The following is a 20,480-nucleotide window of genomic DNA, read 5'->3' as shown; positions in this document are numbered from 1 at the left end:
TTTAGCGCCCGCGCGTTAACAGGATCAGCAGCAAGATGACTCCAACAAACCACAGCCAGCCGGGAATTCGGGCGAGCAGGCCTGGGCTCGATGGCGCGGATTTCCGAGGTGGTGAATATCGTGTCCCGCCTACCTGTGTCTGAGCGCCGGCTGTCTGCAGCCCTTTCAGGATCTGTTCATTCTTTGTCTTCGGCGATTGGGATATTGGTGCCGTCGACGGAGCCGGCATCGCCCCACGACTAACTGGTGTTGCTGTGTGCGTACCACCGCCGCGAATTCCATCTAGGATTCCAGCGTTTCTTGACTTGCTGTCCGGCTTACCACGCGAGATTTTCGAAAGGCGCCCGAGACGGAACTTGGCTTCGTTTTCGGAAATATGAACGATTTGGCTATCCGCAGTGACGGTGATTCCGATGTTGCGGTACGGCTTGCCATAGTGTTTCCCTTCATAGGGCGGCTCTACAAGTCCAGTGACGCTAATCCATTTGCCTGTCCATGACTCCGTGGGGCGAGCACTCATGTTGCTGAGCCCTTCCGACCAAATCGTGACCTTTACGCTATCCCTGTTCCAGATTCCAAAATTGATAAACACATACGGCCGCCCCCGGCCTCGTCCACGCTTTCCGACACCGTGTTTTACTGAGACAATCTGGCCGACAAGTTCAATCTTGTCGCCCACGCGTCGCATTACCGCAGAGAAGTCCTTTGCGTCGACCACGTCAAACGCGCCGATGTAGGTCGGCGGGGGAACAGGTTTAGGCGCGCCAACAGGCGGCACTATCGCGATTGGAATATTCCGCCCCACGACGAAGTCGGAGAGCGTTGGAATGTGCGAAACGGATGCCCCACACACGGCGGCGAACTTCTTCGCGCTCTCGCGAAGCGCAGGCATCCCGTTCAGGACTCGGAATATCTCCGATGAGGCTGGGTCAACGAAATCGTTCGCCTTGAAAATGATTGCCTGTCCGCCCTCCCGGAAACGACGGTGGAGACCGGGATCTGCATGAAGCGCTTCCAGGCTCACGTCCAAAACGATGAACGAGAAGCGATCCATCCCGGAGCCAAAATGCTTTGGCTCGCGCCCTGGATGCTGAAAGTGCTTGTGGCCGACCTCTGTGCCACGGCCTTCCTGCATCCCTGGAACAAACATGCCGTCGTAATCGATTAGCCGAAGCGCGCCATTCTCCACTATGACGTTTTCGTTCTGAATGTCGCCATGTGCGATCCCGTTTCGCTCAAGAAAGGCGGCAAGATCGCTGAATGCTCTTCGCAAGCTGGCGACCGCTGGAGCGTTCGAAGCAGTCCGATCGAGATGGATTCCGAGTGTATCACCTTCAACCCAATCCATTTTCACGATGGGATAAGGCTTGCCCCGGACCCGGATGCCTTGCGACTGAAAATCGAAGTTGACGAAGTATGGGCTGGCTAGCCCGCGAAGCTTCGCCGAAATCGCGGCATACCGACTCTGGGCTTCCGGTACCGCGCGGTGGAAACATCGAACCGCAAACTTTCTCGGCCCCGAGTTGACTGTGTAGGTCAGCGCGAATCCGCCAGAGAGAGCAAGCGGCAATCCCAACGGTGTCTCCGCGACCTTGCCTGCCTTCAGCTCGGGATCAAGGAAGGCATTGCGAGGATCTTGCACAGCCTCATTGTAGTCAATGATTTGGGGATAGCTCATCACGACACCCAACTACAACCATAGTCGTGTCATCACGCCTGAGGCGGCCTTCAGACCGCTCCCTATCTACGAACGTTGCAAACGACTGTTCATCCTTGATGCCAAGCAGCACCGAAATTCGCTCGCCGCTTGGTCCATCCAGAAGCCATCGACCAATTGCGTCAGTCAGAAGGAGGAAGAGCGGTTCGGAATGGGCTGAGATATTTAGGTCATGCCATGCGTCAGCGAGAGCCCCTTCATCGAGCGACCGATTCTCAAGCATGGAGGTTGAGATAAGCTGAGGGGAGTTGTCGAACTCCTCCGGCTTGACATATGGAATCGTGCGAATCACCTCGCCGCAATCGACAAAGGCCAAGAGCGAATCACCGACCGCAAATGCACGAGCGCTCGCACCATCTCTTGAAAATACGATCCCAAGAAGAGTGGCGAAGCTGCCGCGATCGAAAGCCGCCTGATGCATCCAAGGCATGGCGTCGCGGTCGTATGCGGCCCGATATTCTTTCGCCGCCGCTTCAAGCCACGCGCGTGACACCTGCTGATTTTCGACAAATCGTCGTGTCAGCACTTCCGCCCACGGCGCCGAGTCAAACGAGATCGACGCTCCATCGCTGACAGCGCATATCGCACCATCATTTGAGGCGCGCCATCGATCCTCGTTCGGTGCATCCTCCCGCTTGGCGACTGAGAAGGCACGCAGAACACGGAACGGCGCAGTAGCGTCGTTCTCGGCGTGCATTTAAACTACCGATCGGCGGTGAGCCTAGGCCGTGTTCCAATGTCGAAGAAATTGGCTATGTCCTTCGGATCGGCATTGAACATGAAACCTCTGGCCCCTTCGGCTAGACGATAGCCTTTATCGGCGGCAAGCTTCGCAACGTGCGGAGGAAGCACGCTCGACATGCCAAACAGGAGCTTGGCGTAAGAGTCGGGAAGCGCCGAGTCCGTATTGGGGAATTGTATCGTCTCGCCCTGTTGCGTGGACACGTGGATATTGAACAGCAGGCACTCGCCATCCCCGGTCGAGATTTGGCGGAGCGCCGATCCGACGCTATCAGGATCGCCATCAGTCGATGCGCCGTCGGTCACATGGATAATTGTCGGCGGGTAGCTATTTGGATGAGAATCGCACCAGCCGACCAGAGCCTCTGCGGCCTTTGTAAGTGCTGCTCTCATCGGCGTCCCACCAGAACTGACGGGATCGAACCACACGGGGAACTTTATTCGGCGCTCAAGGACGCCTCCTGCGCCATCATCCTCAAGCCGGGTCCGATCCTCGACGCGCAATGGCGAGTTCGCAAGCGCGGTGATCGGGTGAACGACTGCACCCGAAAGTGCGCCGCCAAGACCGGGACCGACGCCGCTTCCGCCATACCCGATTACCCCGATGTCAAAGTAATTACGGACCCCATCGGCCTTCGTGCAGTTCGTAACCAGCGTATAGATGGTTTTGTTCAGGACGTCCGCAACGAATTCAGCTTTCGATTTACCAGTCATCATCTTCTCATCCATTGATCCGGATTGGTCGATGACAAATAGAATGCTTGTCGGATTGTCCCGACTTATTTCTGCCGAGTAAGGCATTTGACCCCCCTACACGTGGAGATGCTTACCTCCGATTGTACCCATGCTGATTTGATAACGGGCTGCGCGAGCTAGGACAAGTGTGCCATGCTCGACCCGAGCCAGATTGACGTTGCCCCCCATTTTCATCCAGCGGCGGTTGGAGTGAGCTTCGGTCAACGCTTCAACAGCTCGCGAACGTCGTGGCGCAGACCGCGCGACAGGACGAACGACTCAACGCGATCGAACGGCGAGTCGACCGATTGGAGCAGCCTTTGCGTACGAAGTCGCCATGAAAGCCAGTTGAGCATCAGGTCGGGGTACGCAGCAACACCGGCTCGGTACATTCGACCATTGGAACACTTGATATGGCTAAAGGTCGACACCAAGCAATCTTTCTTGAGCTGGCGCGCCCCGCAGCGTCAGGCGCAACCATGGCTCCTTCGCCAAATGCGGAGGCGGACGCGTGGTCGTTGTTACGATATACTGAAAGAGTGGCCCTGCCTCCTCTTCTAACTCGGCAGCAAGTTGAAAAAGCAAGTGGTAGATACTGAGGCCGAGATCGGCCTCTCTCGGACTATCGTGCAGTAAAAACGCAGGAACGTGCGTTGCGCCTTCAATGCTGAGGCATAGAGCGGCCAAATCAAAAGCGAGAATTTTGAGCGAGTCGATTGCCGCCGTCGTTCGATCTCCGCCCATATCGACGGTCAGATCAAGACCGACGCCTGAAAGCGTAATCCAACCCTTTGCATCACTTCCAACCAGACGTCGAATGATCGGGTCGAATTTTTCGCTCATCCGGCCGAACACGCGCGCTTGCTTGTCGCGGAATGTTCCCAATCGTTCTCTTTCTTTCTCAAGTTCCGCGGTTAGTTGGCGCAGATCTGCTATCGCTGCATCCTGCGCCACAACAAGATCGGCGAGACGCTCAACTTCATCCTGGATTCGGCGAGCCGAGTACCAGGCCGCCTCTCTGGCATCCCGCGTCCTTTCCATGTTCGATACACGTCGAGCAAGCTCATCCATGTTCTGCTTAGCGAGCGCAAGCTGCTCAAGGTTTTGCGTCCGTTCTTGGCGAAATAGGTCCAGCTTTTTCCCCTGCTCTTCGAAATCTTGCTTTCGCTTCTCCCAGCGAGCGCGACATTCCGCAGGGTCATGCAGCTTGTGTGAGAGCCCGCACTTCTCCGCTAGCACTCGATCGATTGGAACTTCACATATGGGGCAGATTTGACTCTCTGCTTCGCTCGTCGAGAACGAGAGAGCGGGCAATTCTCCCTGAATCTCGCTTAGAACGCGCTCCTCGATCGGAATCGAGGTTTCGATACGAATGCGTTCCCTGTCGAGACGCATCCATTCTGACCGAGCAGCCTCTAAGTACTCTCGCGTTTTGGCGAGTTCGGCAGAACCACTGGCGGGAAGCTTGGCCGCCGCTGCAACGCGTTCGCTTGCTGACCTGCGCATTACATCGATTAAGAGCGGCATATCGGGTAGGGCTTGGCCCGCCAGGCTGAGCGCTGCAAACAGCCGCGCTTGGGCACCTTCGATCGCCCAATGCCGGTGGCCTGTCTCCTGTTCTGCGGTGCGGCGTCTCTCCTCCAGATGCTCAACCTCTTCTCGCGTTGTCCGCTCCTCCGCTGTGATCGCCATTAGGAAGGCACGGAGTGCCTCAAGCCTTGGTCCCTTTTCTCGACCACTTGCCGGCATAGGCGAATCAGAATCCGACGCCGGCGAACGCCAATCTAGAACGTCGTCGAACCGGCATTCCTGATCTCGAGTTAGCCACGCGAGGGCTATCGGCCAGATTGGGCCATCTACCCGTGAACTGATCAGTTCGCGCAACTTCGGTGTGATGATGCGTTGATCGACAGCCTCAACGAAGGGTTCAAGTCCGGTCGAAGCGCCCTCGCCGGCCGCGATCTCATCTAGTTTTCCGTGCGCAACAGCCATGTGACGGCGGCGGATACCGAGAGGTCGGACGATGGCCCAGCACGTTCCGTCGAGCATGACCTCAGCGCCAACAATGCCATTTGGAAATGCCAACCCGATTCGTTCTCGCTGTGCCTCCGTGGCAAAGCGGTTTTCGCCGAGGCAATATCGAAGCAATCGACAGAAAAGCGTCTTGCCGCCGCCATGGCCTATACTAGGCTGTAGACCTGTCGTGGGAGCGCCATCCGCTCTATCGGGCGACCAAATGATGTTGAGACCGGGTCGGAGCGTCACATCTTGGACGATCTCACCACCCGGCTCCCTCCATATGACAAGACGTCTGACCCACAGCCGCGGCTCCGTCAGTCCTGAGGCCGGCGTAATTTTGAGACCCTGCGGTGCTAAGAGGTCATGCTGCTGCGGCATCGGCGATCCACCGCTGCACGTCGTCTGGCAATGTTTCCATTCTCCGGCTTAGGTCGATGGTCCGCAGCGCTTCAAGCACGAATGCAGCACGTCCATCCGGCCAGCCGGTTGTATCAATTGCTTCGAGACCCGACCCGGGAGTCCATGTCCCCATTTGACTGTCCTCGATCAGCCGTCCATTCCCTCGGTGGTTTCGGACAGCGGCTCCCCATGCAGCGTTAACGCGGATTGTGAATGCGGCAACGTTGGCGGCTAGAGGATCGGCTTCGGAACCAACAAGGCGACGCCATTGAGCGGCTCTGTCATCGGACAACAGAGGCGTCAGCAACCGGGGTTCAAGCACCAGCGCGGCTGCTAGGCGGACTTGTCGTATCGGATGCGGGCCCCCCATTGCTTTGAGAATTGCCGTCAGTACAGCGCCGGTTTCTCCTGATTGCGGTGCTCCCAATCGAGCCCATACGCCGTCAGGCAAACTGGCAAGATTGACGACCGCGGGGTTTGGCGGCGCCACCCGGATTGCCGGCGAAGGCGCGGCAACCTCGTCGCGTACGAGACGGTCCCACGCCTCAAGAACCAGCTTCTGTGTCCGATACTCCCCAAACTCCCGCATCTCGCGATTGCGCAGGGCCTTGAAGGTCTCGATGCCGCAGTCCTCGCCCAGGATGTTTGCCGGATCGAGGATGTAGAGCATCTCGTCCTTCGTTAACCCATAGACGTCACGGGCGACCAGAACGTCGATCTCAGCTGCCAACACCGCGCGGTGGTCAGGGTCTTCGACAATGTCGGCCACCGAAGGCAAGATACCCGCCTCGACGGCCGAGTCGCGGAAGGCTTCCATTTCGGGGCCGACGGCACAGAGCGCGCAGACACGGCGGGCGATTTCGGCAGAGGCACGGGTGGCAAGAAAATTCCGAGGGAAGGGAAGGCTGTCCATGATTGTGTAGGACATTTTTAAGGAGACCTTCTTGCGCACCAGGTAGTCCATCGCGAGCGAGTTGGCTACGCCGAGCCAGAGCAGATGGTCCCTGTCGTCAGTGCTAAGAATGATCGTCGGAACCTTGTCACCGCAGATCGTCATTGGTGGAATTAAGGCTGCGCATAGCCCACGCTGGTTCGTTGGGCTGGCCACATCGCCGAAACCGATCCGGTACCGGTCGATGCGCCCGATGAGCTTGTCGGGGATGTTCTCCGGCAGGATGCGCCATTGCGGCTGAATGCGCTTCGAGGGCAAGCCAAAGGGCAGATCCTCCCACACTGCTGAGCGCCCTCGTCCGCAGACGTAACCCTTGGCGCGATAGTCGTAGGCGTCGATCATCCGCCCTTCGAACACCGGCAGGCCCTCGTCACCCTCGGAGAACAGAGCACGGTCATTGCCCATATGAACTTCCGCCATGTAGTGCCGATAAGGCAGTCCCTCGACCTCGGCCCCGAACTTCGGGTAGAGCCCGTACATCTTGGCGCAGACATCGATCTCGGACTGCGCGGCGAATTCCATCACTGCCCTGGCTTCGGGCGAGAACTCGGCCACCACAGAAACGGGGATTGAAAGCGTCTGGCCAGAGGCGAAATCCTGCAACCGCTCCATCGTGTTGATGCGGAAGGCGGCGGCGAACTGTTCTGTGCGACCGCCCTTCCACGCGACGTAGAGGCAGAACTTTGTACGGCTATCGACCCGCTTGAACCAAATTTCCTTCGTGTTCTCGAAACCGCCCAGCTTGGTCAGGCGGAAATTGTCGAACAGTTCGTTCCGGATCGCGGTGGCATTCGCTCCATTGTAGAGTCCTTCGGGCACAAACTGAGCAGCCACTCTCTCGGGACGGGTGGCGGCGAGCGCGGTTTCGATGAACATGCGATAGACGTTGAAATCCCCCTTGCCGAGATTGCCGGGCGCGAACAGCCGGTAACGGCCGCTCGACTTAATGAAATGCACGGCGGCGTATAGGTCGCGGCAATACTCGGCATATTTCGTGGCGATGATCGGATTTTCGAGCAGCCGCGCAAAGGCGGCTTCCTGTTCGTCCTTCGACATGGCCCGGACCACCGGATCGTAGGTCGAGAAGAATTCCTTGTTGTCGGGGCTCATCGTCTCCCAAGGCGGGTTGCCCAGCACCAGGTCGAAGCCGCCGCGTGCCATCACGTCGGCGAAGGCCAGCGGCCAGTGGAAGAAGCGATAGTGCCCAGTCAGCGCGGCGACCGCGCCGGTAAGCGGGCCGAAAGGCTCCCGCCCGCGCAAAAGCTCCCAAACCGTGCCGGAGGTAGCGACCGTTTCGGCGCCTCGGCGCGGCAGGCCGTCGGGGCCGGCGAACTGGCCGCCCCTCGTTTTGCGGGCGAAGAAAGCCGAGGTCCACAGATCGCAGGCCCGTTCCAGCATCCAGGCCGCCGCGCCTTGAGCGGTGAGTTCTTCGAACCGGGCGCGCTTGGCGGTGATCTCTTCAACTGTTTCCTCTGGCATGTCGGCCAACGCAGTGAGCGCCTGCGCAAGATCGCGCTGACGGGCGAGACCGAACCCGCCCTCGATCAGCTCACGCTCGGCGACTTCCCGGCGGTTCTTGGCCCTGTAGTGGTTGGCGACTTCGCGGTCGTCTCCGTCGAGGACCTTATAGGCCTCGTCGGGAATGCCTTCGCTCAGGACGGAAAGGTCGAACACCCCGACTAGGCTGTCACCGCAACGGATATGGCTGTCGAGGAAGCTCAGCGGCTTGCCGGGCTCGATCGTCTCGATCCAGAGCGCGGCGCGGCAGAGCTCCACCGCCATCGGGTTGCGGTCCACGCCATAGATGCAGTGCTGCACGACCTCGCGCAGAGCGTGCTGACGCGTCGTCTCGTCGGGCGTGTCGGACCCGGCCTCGATGCGGGCAACCTCGTAGGCGATACGGCGGGCGGCGGCGAGCAGAAAGTGGCCCGATCCGCAGGCCGGGTCGATGATCCGCAGATCGAGCAATGCCTTGCGTGGATCAGAGCGGTTGTCGCGGACAGCACGTTCGATAAGAGGGACGAGCGCTGAGCTGATGAGTTCCTGAACCAGCGGCTCGCTGGTGTAATACGAGCCCGAGAGTTTGCGTTCGGACCCTCGCGTATCGGGATCGCCGCTGCCGCCGACAAACGAAAAGACCCAGGGTATTGTCTCGGTCTCGATGCGCGGATGAAGTTCGAGCAAGCTCTCGTAGACGGAGCCGAGCTCCTCGGTCCCCATGTCGCGAAAATTCACGCGAGCCAGTCCGGCGCTGGTGGGGAAGTTGGCAACGGCCCGGGTAGCTGCGAGAAGATTCGCGTTTGAAATCAGAGCGCTGTCGACGTTGGCGCATTGGGTGCGCTCGAAAAGCCCGCCCAGTGCAGGCAGTCCAAGGGCTGGCGCCCCGTGTGACAGACAGCGGAAGAGGATTCCCAGCCCCTGCCACAGATCGTGGTGCCTGTCGTAATGTCGGCGCTTGCCCGCGCGGTCGCGCAGGCGGGCAAGGCTGTAGCCCTGGGTGTAGATGGCGCGCTGCTCGTCGGTGGCCTCCGGTGCGTGAAGCAGATTGCGCTCTTCCGCGGTGAACAGGAACAGCAGCCGATAGACGAGACGCAGCAGCTCCTGAAAGTAGCGTTCGGGGGTGATCTCGCCTTTCGACAGCGCTGATCGCAGGTTTTCGTTTTCAGGGTGTTGTAGGAAGCCGTTGCCCAACTGACGCAGCGCCTCTGTCACACCCTCGCGCAAACGTTCGAGCGCCCGTTCGCCGGTCTGGTGCGCTTCGGCGCGCCAGCGCTCAATGATCGCAGAAGCAGGTTTGCAGTCGTGGGGTCTAAAGCGTGAGGCATGGCCGAGTAGCCAGAGCGCCGCAAAGTCGGGGTAGAGCTGTTCGGTGAAGATAAGATCGAGGTCGGCCTCGATATAGGTCGGCCGCGTGAGGCTTGGGTTGTCGCGCAGGAAGCGGAGCCTGGTGCCATTGGCAATGATGCCCCAAAGCGTGTCGTCGCTCGCGTTCAAGAGCTCCTGCATGCAGCTATGCGGCGCGCGCCGCCGGCCTTCATCGCCAAAACGCGGATCGGCGCGATCAAGATCGAAGTCTCGGGTGGTGAGCAGAACTGGCACGGTGCCATCGAATGCGCAGTGCGTAATCGCAAACGTGCTTTCGCCCACGGATTTCGGAGATGCTGGGACGAGGTCGTCGAAACCGAAGACCTCCTTCAGAAGTGGGACGAGCCAGCCATCAACGCCCACCTTCGTGAGGTTGAGATTGGCACGTTCACGACGTTCGACGTAGGCCGCATAAAGGTCATTGGCAATCCGCCAATAGCGAGCGAGTTCATCTTTGAGGGTAAGCGAGCGCGTCAAGCCGTAATCGTTGCCGGCCTGATGCTTTGCTTCCTGTGCGGCAACAAGGCTTAGAAAGTCAGGAGGAAAGATGCCGCCTTCGATGCGCAGACCTGTGAAGCCGGAGCTCTTACGATTGCGTGCCATGGCCAAGACTCTCAGAGCCTTGCCATCGGCATGAGCACGTAGACGCCGATCTTGTCGACCGGTAAGGCGGGGCTCACCGAATAGCGGACGCCGCGAGCGTCGCTTGCTTCGCGGATCCGGCGATGGTCGGCGAGCAGCTCCTCGGCGCGGCGTCTCGCGATTGCGTCGAACTGTGGCTCGAGCTGTGGAATGGCTTCGATCGCCTGGGCGACGAGGCGGGTCTTCTGGCCGTCCTCCATGTTGTGGCCGGGTTCCAGCGAGAGAAGCGCCAGCGCATCGACCTCGTCCAACACGGCAGGTGCTGCCATCCCGCGGACGGCAACACCGAGACACTCCTCGGCCAGAAGCGATTTGGTCAGAGCGTGGCGGCCGTCCTTATCACGGTATTCAACGGTGATCTGGTGGCGCAGCCGAAGAAGACAGATGATAGTGCGCACCTCGACACCGGCCGTGAAAATGGCCCCGCAGCGCGCTCCAAAATCGGGATTTCCGTCCTCTAGCGCGCTCTCGGCGATGTAGTCGGCTAACGTTGCGACTACCGGGTGGGCGCGATGGATATGCAGGACACCGCTTGGCGCCGGATGCGCAAAGCCAATCTTGAGAGTTCCCCTGAGCCCGATCCCTTCCAATCGGTCCCGAAGCGCACTGGGCAGGTGATCAAGCGGAAGACGATAATGGTCGCGTCGCGGCTCGAGTGGGGCACCGAGGCGCTCGACCGCCCTTGACACGAAACGGACGACATCGTCCTCGCCACCAAGAATCGCGACCGCCTTGCGCCACTCCGGCAGCACCTCGTCCGGCCGCAGTCGCCGTTGGGCAAAGACGGTGCGGGTCACCCTGTCGCGCGCCGTCTCCCAGGCACTGTCGACCTCTGCCTCCGTCCCCACGAAGTCGAACGTCAGCTGACGCGTCGCTTCGGCGACCCTGCCTGTCTGCAGCAGCACTGCCTTCATAATGGCGTCGATGACCTTCGTGTTGTCCACTGGCAGCGGAACGGCGACGCCGAGCTCTTTGCGAATCTTCTCTGCCTTTCGCAGGATCACTTTCAACACAGCGCCGTCGACGGGGTTGTTCTCGCCATACAGCATGAGGGCGCGCACGGCCTTCGAGGCTTGACCGAAACGGTCGACACGTCCCTCCCGCTGCTCGTGCCGAGTGGGGTTCCACGTCAGGTCGTAGTGGACCACGGCATCGAAAAAGCGCTGGAGGTTGATGCCTTCTGACAGGCAGTCGGTGGCGACAAGTACCGGTGTTAAGCCATTCTCCAGCGCGCCAAGTTCCTCGATCCGCTCTTCCCTTTGATCGGAGGTGAGTTCCCCGGTGACGGCGATGACATGCGCCTTGTCCGCCGGCAGGAGCGACTTGAGTTGGTCCGCGACATAATAGGCCGTGGCGATGTAGCGACAGAAGACGACCGGCTTGAACCCGTCGGCGAGAAGCTTTTGCACCTCAGCCGCGACAACGACGAGTTTGGGATCGACTCTCGGACCGCGCAGCGCTTCAGCCCGATCGATAAGCCTGCGGAGCACTGCGCCATCCTCCGGCGACTCGACCGTGCCGGCGGGAACGGTCTCATCCAGGGTCAGTGCGTCGTCGGCCGCGCCGTCCAGGACCGTCTCGCTCGCTGCCTGATCAAGCTCGGTCATCTGCTCGCTTTCGGTCTCGCCCTCTACTGCTTTGAGACGAGTGCGTAGAGCAAGCGCCGCCGCTGCCGGGCTCGACGACACGCAGCGGAGCAGCGCCAGTGCTGCCCACCACGACATACGCTGCTCAAGCTTCGTCCCTCCCTCAGCGCGCTGGACCATGCCGCGGGCATAATCGAGGACATCATCGAAGAGCCGGCCCCAGTCGCCGCTTAGCCTGTAAGTTGCCTCCCGGCTCTCGCGCACAGGAAAGCCAGCGGTGTCACGCCACTCGGCAATATCGCCGCGTCGCCGCTGCACCAAATGATTGGCAAGCTCCTCCCGCAGGTGGCGTCGCCCTTCGCCTTCGGGCATTTCGCTCAAACCAGCAAAGCGAGGGTGAATGAGGCCAAGGAGGTTGTGGAACGCTGAATCGTCGCCGGAATGCGGCGTGGCGGTGAGAAACAGCATGTGCCGAGCGGGCTTCGCTTCGGCCAGCCCCTTGATTAGCTGATAACGTTGGTGGCGCGTGCTAGTATTCGCCTGAACGCAGGTATGCGCCTCGTCGACAATAACGAACTCTGGGCAGGCGCGTAGAAAATCCGCCCGCCGGCGGTCCGACTTGATGTAGTCGAGTGACACCACCGTGAACGGATAGACTTCGAAGATCGACTCATCTGGTCTTAGCCCGCGTTCAAGCCGGTTCGCCGTTCCGGTCCGCACGACCTCCGCCTCGATGTTGAATTTCGAGGCGAGTTCCTGCTGCCACTGCTCGCAAAGATGCGGCGGACAGATCACAGTCAGCCGCTCTACTTCGCCGCGATCGAGCATTTCGCGGGCAATGAGGCCCGCTTCGATCGTCTTGCCAATGCCGACATCGTCCGCAATGAGGAGGCGGAGTGTGTCGAGTTTGAGCGCCATCAGGAGCGGAACGAGCTGGTAGGCCCGCGGCTCGACCGAGATGTTGCCGAAACCGCGGAACGGGCCAGCGCCCGCGCGCAGCTTGAGACGCAACGCGTCGCGTAGGAGAAGCGCTGCAACGTGAGAGCCCGGCTTGGCAGGGTCGGGCAAGTCGAAGGTAGCCGCGACCGGGGACTCGGGTTCAAGCGGCAGATAGACGAGGGTGGTATCGTCCTCGCTTCCGCCCAGCGGGCGAAGCTGCAGAAGGTCGGGACGGGTTTCGGGGAGCACCACCCATTCACGCCCCCTTGCTTTGATCAAGTCTCCTGGCCTGTAAGCGACCGATGCCGTCATTTTTCTCTATCCTTACGATCATCATTATCGGCCGGGCATGCAGCGGAAGGACCTTGTCCAGCTTGGGCTGGTGTTACTGCCCAAACGGATTTCGCCAGGGTCGCGAGCAGATCCTGACGCTTGATAACGGCGGCTTCGTTCCACTCTCTGAAGGGCTCGAGATCCGCGACCGCAATGTCGATTTTGGTGTTCGCGCCGATCTTGGGCCGCTCCGCGAGAGCTTTGGTTAGGAGAAGCTGCGACTGACGGTAGACGTCTCGCTTCTGCGAATAGGGTCGGTTACCAAGTGAAGCGTTAATGGATTTTTCGACGAGGACCAGGTTGCCGAGACGATTGGCAATGGATTGATCCGAGAACGTGCCAAACTCGGCTGCAGCCTCGCTGCTGGGCTGTTGCGGGAAGATGTGCTCAATCTCAAAACCGCCCCCGGTATAGCGATTCAGCCATTTCGTGCCTTCGGTCTCGCCATAGGCGCGCAAGTCGATGTATTGGGTGAGCTTCGCCAGGATGTATCGGAGACGGTACTGCTGCACTGAGCCGACATAGAGACGCCGGAAAGCATCGTCGAACCGTACCGATAGCTCGGCTTTGGCGGGTCCGAAGCGACGAGCAATGAATTTTGCGAGCTCGACCTCGTTCGTGATCTTCCGCAGCTCAACAGCCCACCGCGCGAAATTCCGCTCGAAGTCGCGCGTCGGCTCGCGCGTGATCACGTACACGAAGAACAGATCTTCTACCTCGCGGGCGAGCTGATCGAACAAATCTTTCGGCAAATGGCGACCGGCTAGCATGAGGATTAGGTGCTGGCGAGCGGCGTTGCCCCCAAGCAGTTTCAGATTCTCCAGGCGGCGGTTCTTGTTTCCGCCTTGATCGCACCCGCGGAGGAAGTTTCGATAGGCTTGTGCTGCACGCAATAGTTCTTTGGCGAAATCAAGGGGATTGGCCGCGAAGCCACAGAGCTTCTCGTTTCTTGCAAACCAGCCATAGATTTCATCTTCGCGTAGGACATCGACGTCGTAGCGGCTGAAGATGAAGTAGCGAAGGAATCGCAAGGGTTTTTCGCCCATCTCGAAGATAGTATCCTGCAGGTCCTTCCAGAGGGTTTTCAGCTTCTCGAAGGCGTCACGGCTCGCCTTCATGAAGAGCAGGTTCTTCAGCAGGTCCATCGAATCTAGACCCACGCCGCGATCATTAATGGTCTCAAAAATCTTCAGCGCCTTCGCAACATCCTTGGTCTGGATGCGGATCAGCTTAACCTTATTGATGAGATAGCCGTAAAAAGCTCTCAGCGCTGCGACGTCGTATCCGAATTCCCGCTTCAGAAAGTCGAGCGCTACTGTGTAGGCATTCCGGATATTGGCAATTGATCGTGTGCTTGCGCTGTCGGCGCCATCGAGGGTTCCCTTCGCGATGTGCACGAGGATGTCACCGCTATCGTCGTATTGGAGATCAAGCCGATAACGAAAGTGATCACGACCAGTTGCGTCGACCGAAGTAGCTGCGATTTGATGACCAAGTGCATCAGAGGGCGATTCCCCTAGCTCCTTAAGCCGGTCGCGAATGGCGCAGAGCGTTAGGAACAGCGTCGTCATGCGCTGCTGTCCGTCGATCAGTTCCAGGACGCCGTCGCCGCCAGGACAGACAACGATGCTCCCGATGAAGTACTCCGGCGCTGCGGTCGGATCGTTGTCGGCGAGTTCCGCGTTGATGTCGGTGAGGAGCTGTTCGACCTGCTCGGTCTCCCAGACGTATTCGCGCTGATAGTCCGGCACCGCGTAGAAGGCCTGAAACACATCGGCAATCTTGATGTCCTGACTCTGAATCGTCTGTTCCGTCATGTCTCTTAGTCTCAGCTTGCCTCGCCAGTTGCCGGCGCATTTCCCGAGCCCGCGCCGAACACCCATCCGTAGTGCGCCAGGATCTCCGGCCAGGCTTTCTTGTCAGTCGTGAACCGGATGACAGTGAAGCCCGCGTCTTCGAGCCGCGAGGTAATGCTGTCGTCCAGCGCCTTCTGGGAGTTGCCCTCGTGGTGGGGGCCATCGATGTAGACGAGTGTTTGCTTCTCGCCGTACGCATAATCGGGGCAGGTCCCGAAGGCATCGAGATAGGGCTGCGCCCGATCGGGTAGGTGGTAGCCGCCATTCTTCAGAAACCGCAGCCAATCCTTTTCGAGTGTGGAGATCGAGGCATTCATCAACTGGTCGAAGCTGTCGCCAGGAGCAAGGATTTCGATCTCGCTCCGGTTCGCCCGTGTGAGGCGACAAAGGAGATCGAGCACCGTCTCATTCCGCCTATCGATCTCGCCATGTTCGGGCTGGTTGTAGTAGCTCAGCAGGCAGCGATAGCAGCCGGCCTCGCATTCTGTGTCCTCATCCCTTAGGTCACCATGGTCTACCCACTTACCCGAAAGCGAGCCGTAATGGCAGACCTCAAGCGCCCTCCGGGCCACGCGCCGAACGGCCTCAGCATCGTTGGCAAGCCGGGTCAGCACGCCCGCGCCGCCTTCGGCTGCTTCGTAGAACAGGATGGCGCGCCTGGTTTCGGGTTCAGGTAAAGGCTCGGCGGCGAGCTCGGCCTCTTCGAGCTGGAATTCCTGTTCGATCCCGCGCTTGAGCGCATACTGCAGGGTAATCATTACGTCTTTGGGCAGCGCTTTCTTCGGACTCAGGATGAGCACATTGCGCGTATCCTCGACGAAGGGCGCGATGCGCTCGACCGTCTTGCCCTCGCGCACAGTGTCGTCCTCGGCGTCCGTAGGCGCTTGGGAGTCCTTGCTCCACTCGCCGGTGTTGACGTCGATGGTGAAGCCGTAGATCGATTTGTCCTGGCGGCGGCGCCAGCCAAGATTGATCCGCCAGATCGTCGCCGCCGGGCCATAGCGGAGATCAAGCAGCGTTTCGTCGCCTTCGGCGAAGGCCGCGGCCTCGACGCGCGGTTTGCCGTTTTCCGCCGCAAAGCGCAGCGTCGTGATCATTTCGTAGCCCTGGCGCTGGCGCTCCTCTTCGTCCGAGGTTATGCGCATCGCACGTCGAGTCGAGACCTGCTCGATCCGGTAGAGGTTGGAGATGCGGCGGCCACCATCGAGCTTGTGGCCGCAATTGACGCAGCGTTCGAACTCGCGCTGGTCTCCGAAGTGTCCGTAACCGCAGGCGGGACAGAGCCGGGCACCCTGGAGCGGCAGCTTAGCCGAAGCCGTAATGCTACCTTCGTCGCGAATCGTCAGGATAGCGCGCTTGACGCGATAGGTGCTGCCTTCGTGGTAGATGATCGACTGAGGTCCAAACTCACTCAGGCCGAGGAAGCGCGGCCGGCTCAGGAAAGCGTCGCGGACGACCTTCTCCTTGCGCCCCGGGATGAATGCCATAAGCGGCAGACGGGGGAAGTTGTAGCCTGGCAGGAAGCCCTCTGCAGCGAGGTAGCGGTAGGTATAGAAATCGGAGTTCATTGTGGGGCGCGCGTCGAGCAGCAGGCTCTGCTGCGTAAACGCCTCGTCGTACCGCGCTTTAGCCTCGCGGCGGTCCTGTTCGGTCGCTGCAGCATTGTTCAGGATATCGTTGGCGAGTTTCATCTGGCTCGCCGTCGCCCGATAAAGCGAACGCCAGCGTCGGAAGGCCTCGTCGAATCTGAGCGGCGCGCCTGCCATCACATTTTCGAGCCAGGTCGCCGTGTGCCAGGCTGCGCGCGCAGCTTGGAGATCGACCTTGAGCATGGCAACGATGCGATCACCTCGCGCCATTGCGGCAGCGCGCACGGTCGGCTTGGCAATCTCCGCCGCAATGTCCTCGCGCAGCGGCAGGCCGTCCGCCTTCTCCAAGTCGAGGACGTCGCGAACTGAGGAGCCGAGCTCTTTTCCCGTCTCCGCAAGCCACACCGCGTGAAGGTGGCTCTTCACCAAGTCCTCATTGGCGAGATCGATGGTCGGCGGATTGACCGCACCTGCCACCATTCGCGTTGGATCAGCGAAGAAGTACTGGTCGTGCGGCGACTTCGCCGCGCAATAGGTAATCACTAACGCGGGTTGGCCGCTGCGGCCTGCGCGACCGCTGCGCTGGGCGTAGTTCGCCGGCGTCGGCGGCACGTTACGCATGTAGACCGTGTTAAGGGTCGAGATATCGACGCCGAGCTCCATGGTCGGCGAGCAGAACAGCACTGGCAGCCCAGCCGGCTCGACAGCTGCCCCGACAATCCGCTGAGGTGCGAGACCTTTCCTGAAGCGCGCTTCGCGGTCCACACGGATATCGCTGTCCACCTGTGCTGTGTGCTCGCGCGCCTCGAGCTGGTGCAGGAAGCGATCGGAGTTCTGCAAGAGCTTCGCGACGTTGTCATAGAGCGTTCGGTAGAAGATGTTGGTCGAGCCGGCGCGTTCCTCGTCGAAACCGCCGGCGAGACGCCATGCGAGGACCGAGCTGTCGATTCGGTAGCCGAATCGGCCGCGATCAAACTCTGTCGGCTCGACATAGCCGTAGGTGGTGAGCACCCGTAGAATATCGTCGATGACAGCGTTGTAGGTGGCTTCGTCGAATTTCCTGGGAAAATTGGGATTTCCGACCCAGCTTGCCTGCGCCCGCAGACGTCGCCCGAACACCGATCGCCAGGAGATATGTACGGTCCGCTCTTCTGAGCGATCGGCGCCAGGTCGCGCGCGTGGCACCATGTAGGCGTGGGAGAAGAGACGCTCGTCCTCCGATAGCCCCCAGGGCTCCCTAAGTTCGTTAAAACTGCGGTTGCGGATCTGCTCCTGGAAATTGGGATCTAGATAGATGGTCTTGACGCAGAGGGCCTTGCGCATGCGGTCGAGCAGGTCGTGAACAATCGCATAACGTTGCTCAGGAGTAGCCGAACCAAGCAGCGGATGTCCTTTCTGCCACTCGGTCTCGTCCTCGCAGCACTCCTTCAGGTCCTGATAGTCGATGGCAAGTAGCTTGACCTGTTCAAGGTTGGGATTGGTGATGCGCCAGCCCCGTTGAAGATCAAAATAGAGCCGATAACCCAGCACGTCGCGCAGTGTCTTAAGCGTGTTCTGCGCCTTGATGCCTTTGGCTTCTGGGTTAGCCGCGTAATCAGCGGGTTCCAGATGCAGATGCTCCAGGACCTTGTGAGTGAGCACATCGTCGGTGAGCTGCTGCTCCGCCTGGCTGCGGATTGCTGCCAGCAGCGCGCCGCGCAGCAATAGGATCTGCACAAAATCATTGAAGTGACCGGCCTGCAGGGATGCGTCCTGGCGATTATCGGTGAAGCCAAGAATCTTCTTAGCCTGATCCGCGAGATCGGTCCCGATAAGGTACTTGAGAGCGGAGATAGTGAGCACGGTGGTCGCAGAACTGCGTCCTTCGCTCGACAATCCTGAGAGCTTGGTCAAATCGCTGCGCACGCTGCCGTCATAGGCGACGCCGCAGTTCAGGCAGAACCGGAAGGAGGCGGGGATAAACCAGGCAGTGAGCCCATCACTCGCGATCTGACCACTCGGTGCAACGCGCACCGGGAGCGGCCGGTAGCGGCGGTAGTTGGGCTTGAGGCGCGCACCGTCGTCATCGAACTCCAGCCAATCCTCGGGATAGTGCCCCTCAAGATCATTGGGGTCGAAGATGCTCTCCGTGTCGGGCATAAGATAGCCGTACTGGAGCTCCTCGTCGTCATTTGACCGCTCGGTAAGCTCTCGTGGACTGAATACTTTCGGCTGCTTGCCCTCCATCGTGGCCCAGATCGGATGGTATTCTTGTCCACATTCGCGGCAGAAGCAGAGATTGAACAGGCCGCGCTCGCGATCGCCCGGTTTGAACTGCTGGCCGTCGAGGGTGATGAACCGGCTACCTTTGGCCTCCAGCGTCGTGTAGACATTCCAAGCGCCGCTGACGAACTGATGCAGACGAAAAGCAAAGAAGGGGCGGCCCTTGTCGTCTCGGGTCTCGTACGCTTTGAGCAGAAAGCGCGCGAGGAACGATCGGCACGTATCATGGTCAACACCGCTCTCTTCGGCGAGCACCGTGGCCGCTTCGTCGACTGTTCGCGGGCGCGAGATACGGACGAGCTTGCCATCCCGCTCTTCGAGTCCGAGCCTTCGCTCGATCCAGGCAGCAACTGGGTGGGCGGCAAGATCGGACCGGCTCGGCGCCTCGGGCACGCCAGCGGCAATCGCTCGGGCGAGCGAGCCACGATCTATCGGCGTCGCTCTCCCCGTTACAGGTTCGAGTGTCTCGGTGATAATGTTCTCCGGTTTGACCTCGCCGCCAAAAAGCCGGCTGGCAACCTCAGCGACGACGCGAGCCCGACTCCTCGCATCGCCCTCCGAGGCCATGGTGGCTGAGGTCCCAATGCAGAGAAGTTTGTCGTTGAAGCGCTCCCGGACGCGGCGCACCAGCATGGCGACATCAGCGCCTTGGCGGCCGCGATAGGTGTGGAGTTCGTCCAGCACCAGGAACCGCAGTCCCACGGCGTGAGTGCGGACCGCGACGTCGGTGGGCAGAAACCGCGTCATGATCAGTTCGAGCATGACGTAGTTCGTGAGAAGGATGTCCGGCGGGTTCTTGGCAATCCGCTCCCGCTCCTCACTGCTCTCTTGGCCCGTGTAGCGCGCGAAGGTGACTGGCTCTTTGCCCTCGCCATAACCCAGCTTCAGAAACTTCTCGAGCTCTTCGCGTTGGCTGTTGCAGAGCGCGTTCATCGGGTAGACGACGATAGCCGTGATGCCTTTACGCGCCTCGCCCGCGCCCTTGCGCCTCAACACGTCATCGACAATGGGAATGAAGTAGCTGAGCGACTTGCCCGAGCCTGTGCCGGTCGTGAGTACATAACTCTCGCCTCGATGCGCCGCCTCGATCGCATCGCGCTGGTGCCTGTGGAGCACCATCGGCTTGCCGAAGCTGTCCTGGGCCGACTTGATCCGAAAGATCTTCGCGCACTCTGCGTCAAGGAGCCCCGCTGCGACCAATTCATCGATCGTGCCGCCCGCTACGAAATTGGGGTTGATCTGGATGAGCGGCGTAGGCCAGAAGCGCCCCGCCCGGTAGGCAGACTCGACCGCGTCGTGAATGTCGTCGGCGCGGATCTGGGTGAAGCTGCGCGAGAAGCGCTCGTAGTCCTCGATTAGCCGGTCCCGAAACTCAAAGACGTCCATCCCCCGCCCTCGCTCATAACTCACGGTCCGGATCGGCTTATGACGAGGTCAGGCCCCTTTTGCGCCTCTCGGACGAGCAGTTCCCATTTTTCAGTGTAGTAGGGCCCGCATGCAACCCCTACGGACTACCCTCGGGCTCGGGGCGCGCAACATCTCCACTCCGCAGTGATCCTCCACTCGGTAGCGAATTGATAAGCGGGTAGAGAGAAGCGGTGATGCTCGGCGATTTTGGTCTTTACCTTCGTGCCAACTCGCTGATCTGCTTAGGACTTCCTGCCCTCCTGCTTCCACAGTGCTTCCAGACCGCAGGCTCCAAACACAATCAAAAATGCGAACGCCGCTAAGTCTTTGACTTAGCGGCGTATTTGGTTGCGGGGGTAGGATTTGAACCTACGACCTTCAGGTTATGAGCCTGACGAGCTACCGGGCTGCTCCACCCCGCGTCGATTTTGGTGGCGT

General features: G+C 60.0%; 8 protein-coding genes and 1 tRNA gene. All 9 read right to left on the bottom strand.

Translation table 11 applies throughout. The features are described from left to right. Window position 1 precedes the first annotated feature (1 nt). Window positions 2-1,678, bottom strand: coding sequence for a serine/threonine-protein kinase (locus ASC46_RS21380; protein ID WP_072249594.1), 1,677 nt, complete (start codon window positions 1,676-1,678; stop codon window positions 2-4). Next, window positions 1,656-2,414 (bottom strand): protein phosphatase 2C domain-containing protein, encoded by a 759-nt coding sequence (locus tag ASC46_RS20990; protein WP_072249591.1) that lies wholly within the window; start codon window positions 2,412-2,414, stop codon window positions 1,656-1,658. Before ASC46_RS20990 ends, ASC46_RS21380 begins: the two co-directional genes overlap by 23 nt. A gap of 5 nt (window positions 2,415-2,419) precedes the next feature. After that, complete coding sequence (locus tag ASC46_RS18635; RefSeq protein WP_055460805.1) at window positions 2,420-3,259, bottom strand: vWA domain-containing protein; 840 nt, start codon at window positions 3,257-3,259, stop codon at window positions 2,420-2,422. A 351-nt stretch (window positions 3,260-3,610) separates the two neighbouring features. Further along, entirely contained in the window at window positions 3,611-5,590 is a 1,980-nt protein-coding gene (locus ASC46_RS20985; RefSeq protein WP_082464905.1) for a chromosome segregation protein SMC, read from the bottom strand. Further along, window positions 5,574-10,031, bottom strand: coding sequence for an N-6 DNA methylase (locus tag ASC46_RS18625; RefSeq protein ID WP_055460803.1), 4,458 nt, complete (start codon window positions 10,029-10,031; stop codon window positions 5,574-5,576). The genes ASC46_RS20985 and ASC46_RS18625 overlap by 17 nt, the downstream gene beginning before the upstream one ends. 11 nt (window positions 10,032-10,042) lie before the next feature. Then, on the bottom strand, window positions 10,043-12,907 hold the full coding sequence (locus tag ASC46_RS18620) for a helicase-related protein (protein WP_055460802.1): 2,865 nt from the start codon (window positions 12,905-12,907) through the stop codon (window positions 10,043-10,045). After that, window positions 12,904-14,745 carry a DUF262 domain-containing protein gene (locus ASC46_RS18615; protein ID WP_072249587.1) on the bottom strand — a complete coding sequence of 614 codons (1,842 nt, stop codon included), beginning with the start codon at window positions 14,743-14,745 and terminating at the stop codon, window positions 12,904-12,906. Before ASC46_RS18615 ends, ASC46_RS18620 begins: the two co-directional genes overlap by 4 nt. An 11-nt stretch (window positions 14,746-14,756) precedes the next feature. Then, the gene (locus tag ASC46_RS18610) at window positions 14,757-20,021 is read right to left on the bottom strand and encodes a DEAD/DEAH box helicase (RefSeq protein ID WP_055460801.1); all 5,265 of its coding nucleotides are present in this window, start codon (window positions 20,019-20,021) and stop codon (window positions 14,757-14,759) included. Window positions 20,022-20,387: 366 nt separating this feature from the next. Continuing rightward, window positions 20,388-20,464, bottom strand: a tRNA-Met gene (locus ASC46_RS18605). Window positions 20,465-20,480 lie beyond the last annotated feature (16 nt).

The sequence above is a fragment of the Chelatococcus sambhunathii genome (assembly GCF_001418005.1).
Classification (GTDB): domain Bacteria; phylum Pseudomonadota; class Alphaproteobacteria; order Rhizobiales; family Beijerinckiaceae; genus Chelatococcus_A; species Chelatococcus_A sambhunathii.
The sequence above is the reverse complement of the archived record's forward strand: the minus strand, read 5'-3'. Positions and strand labels throughout refer to the sequence as shown.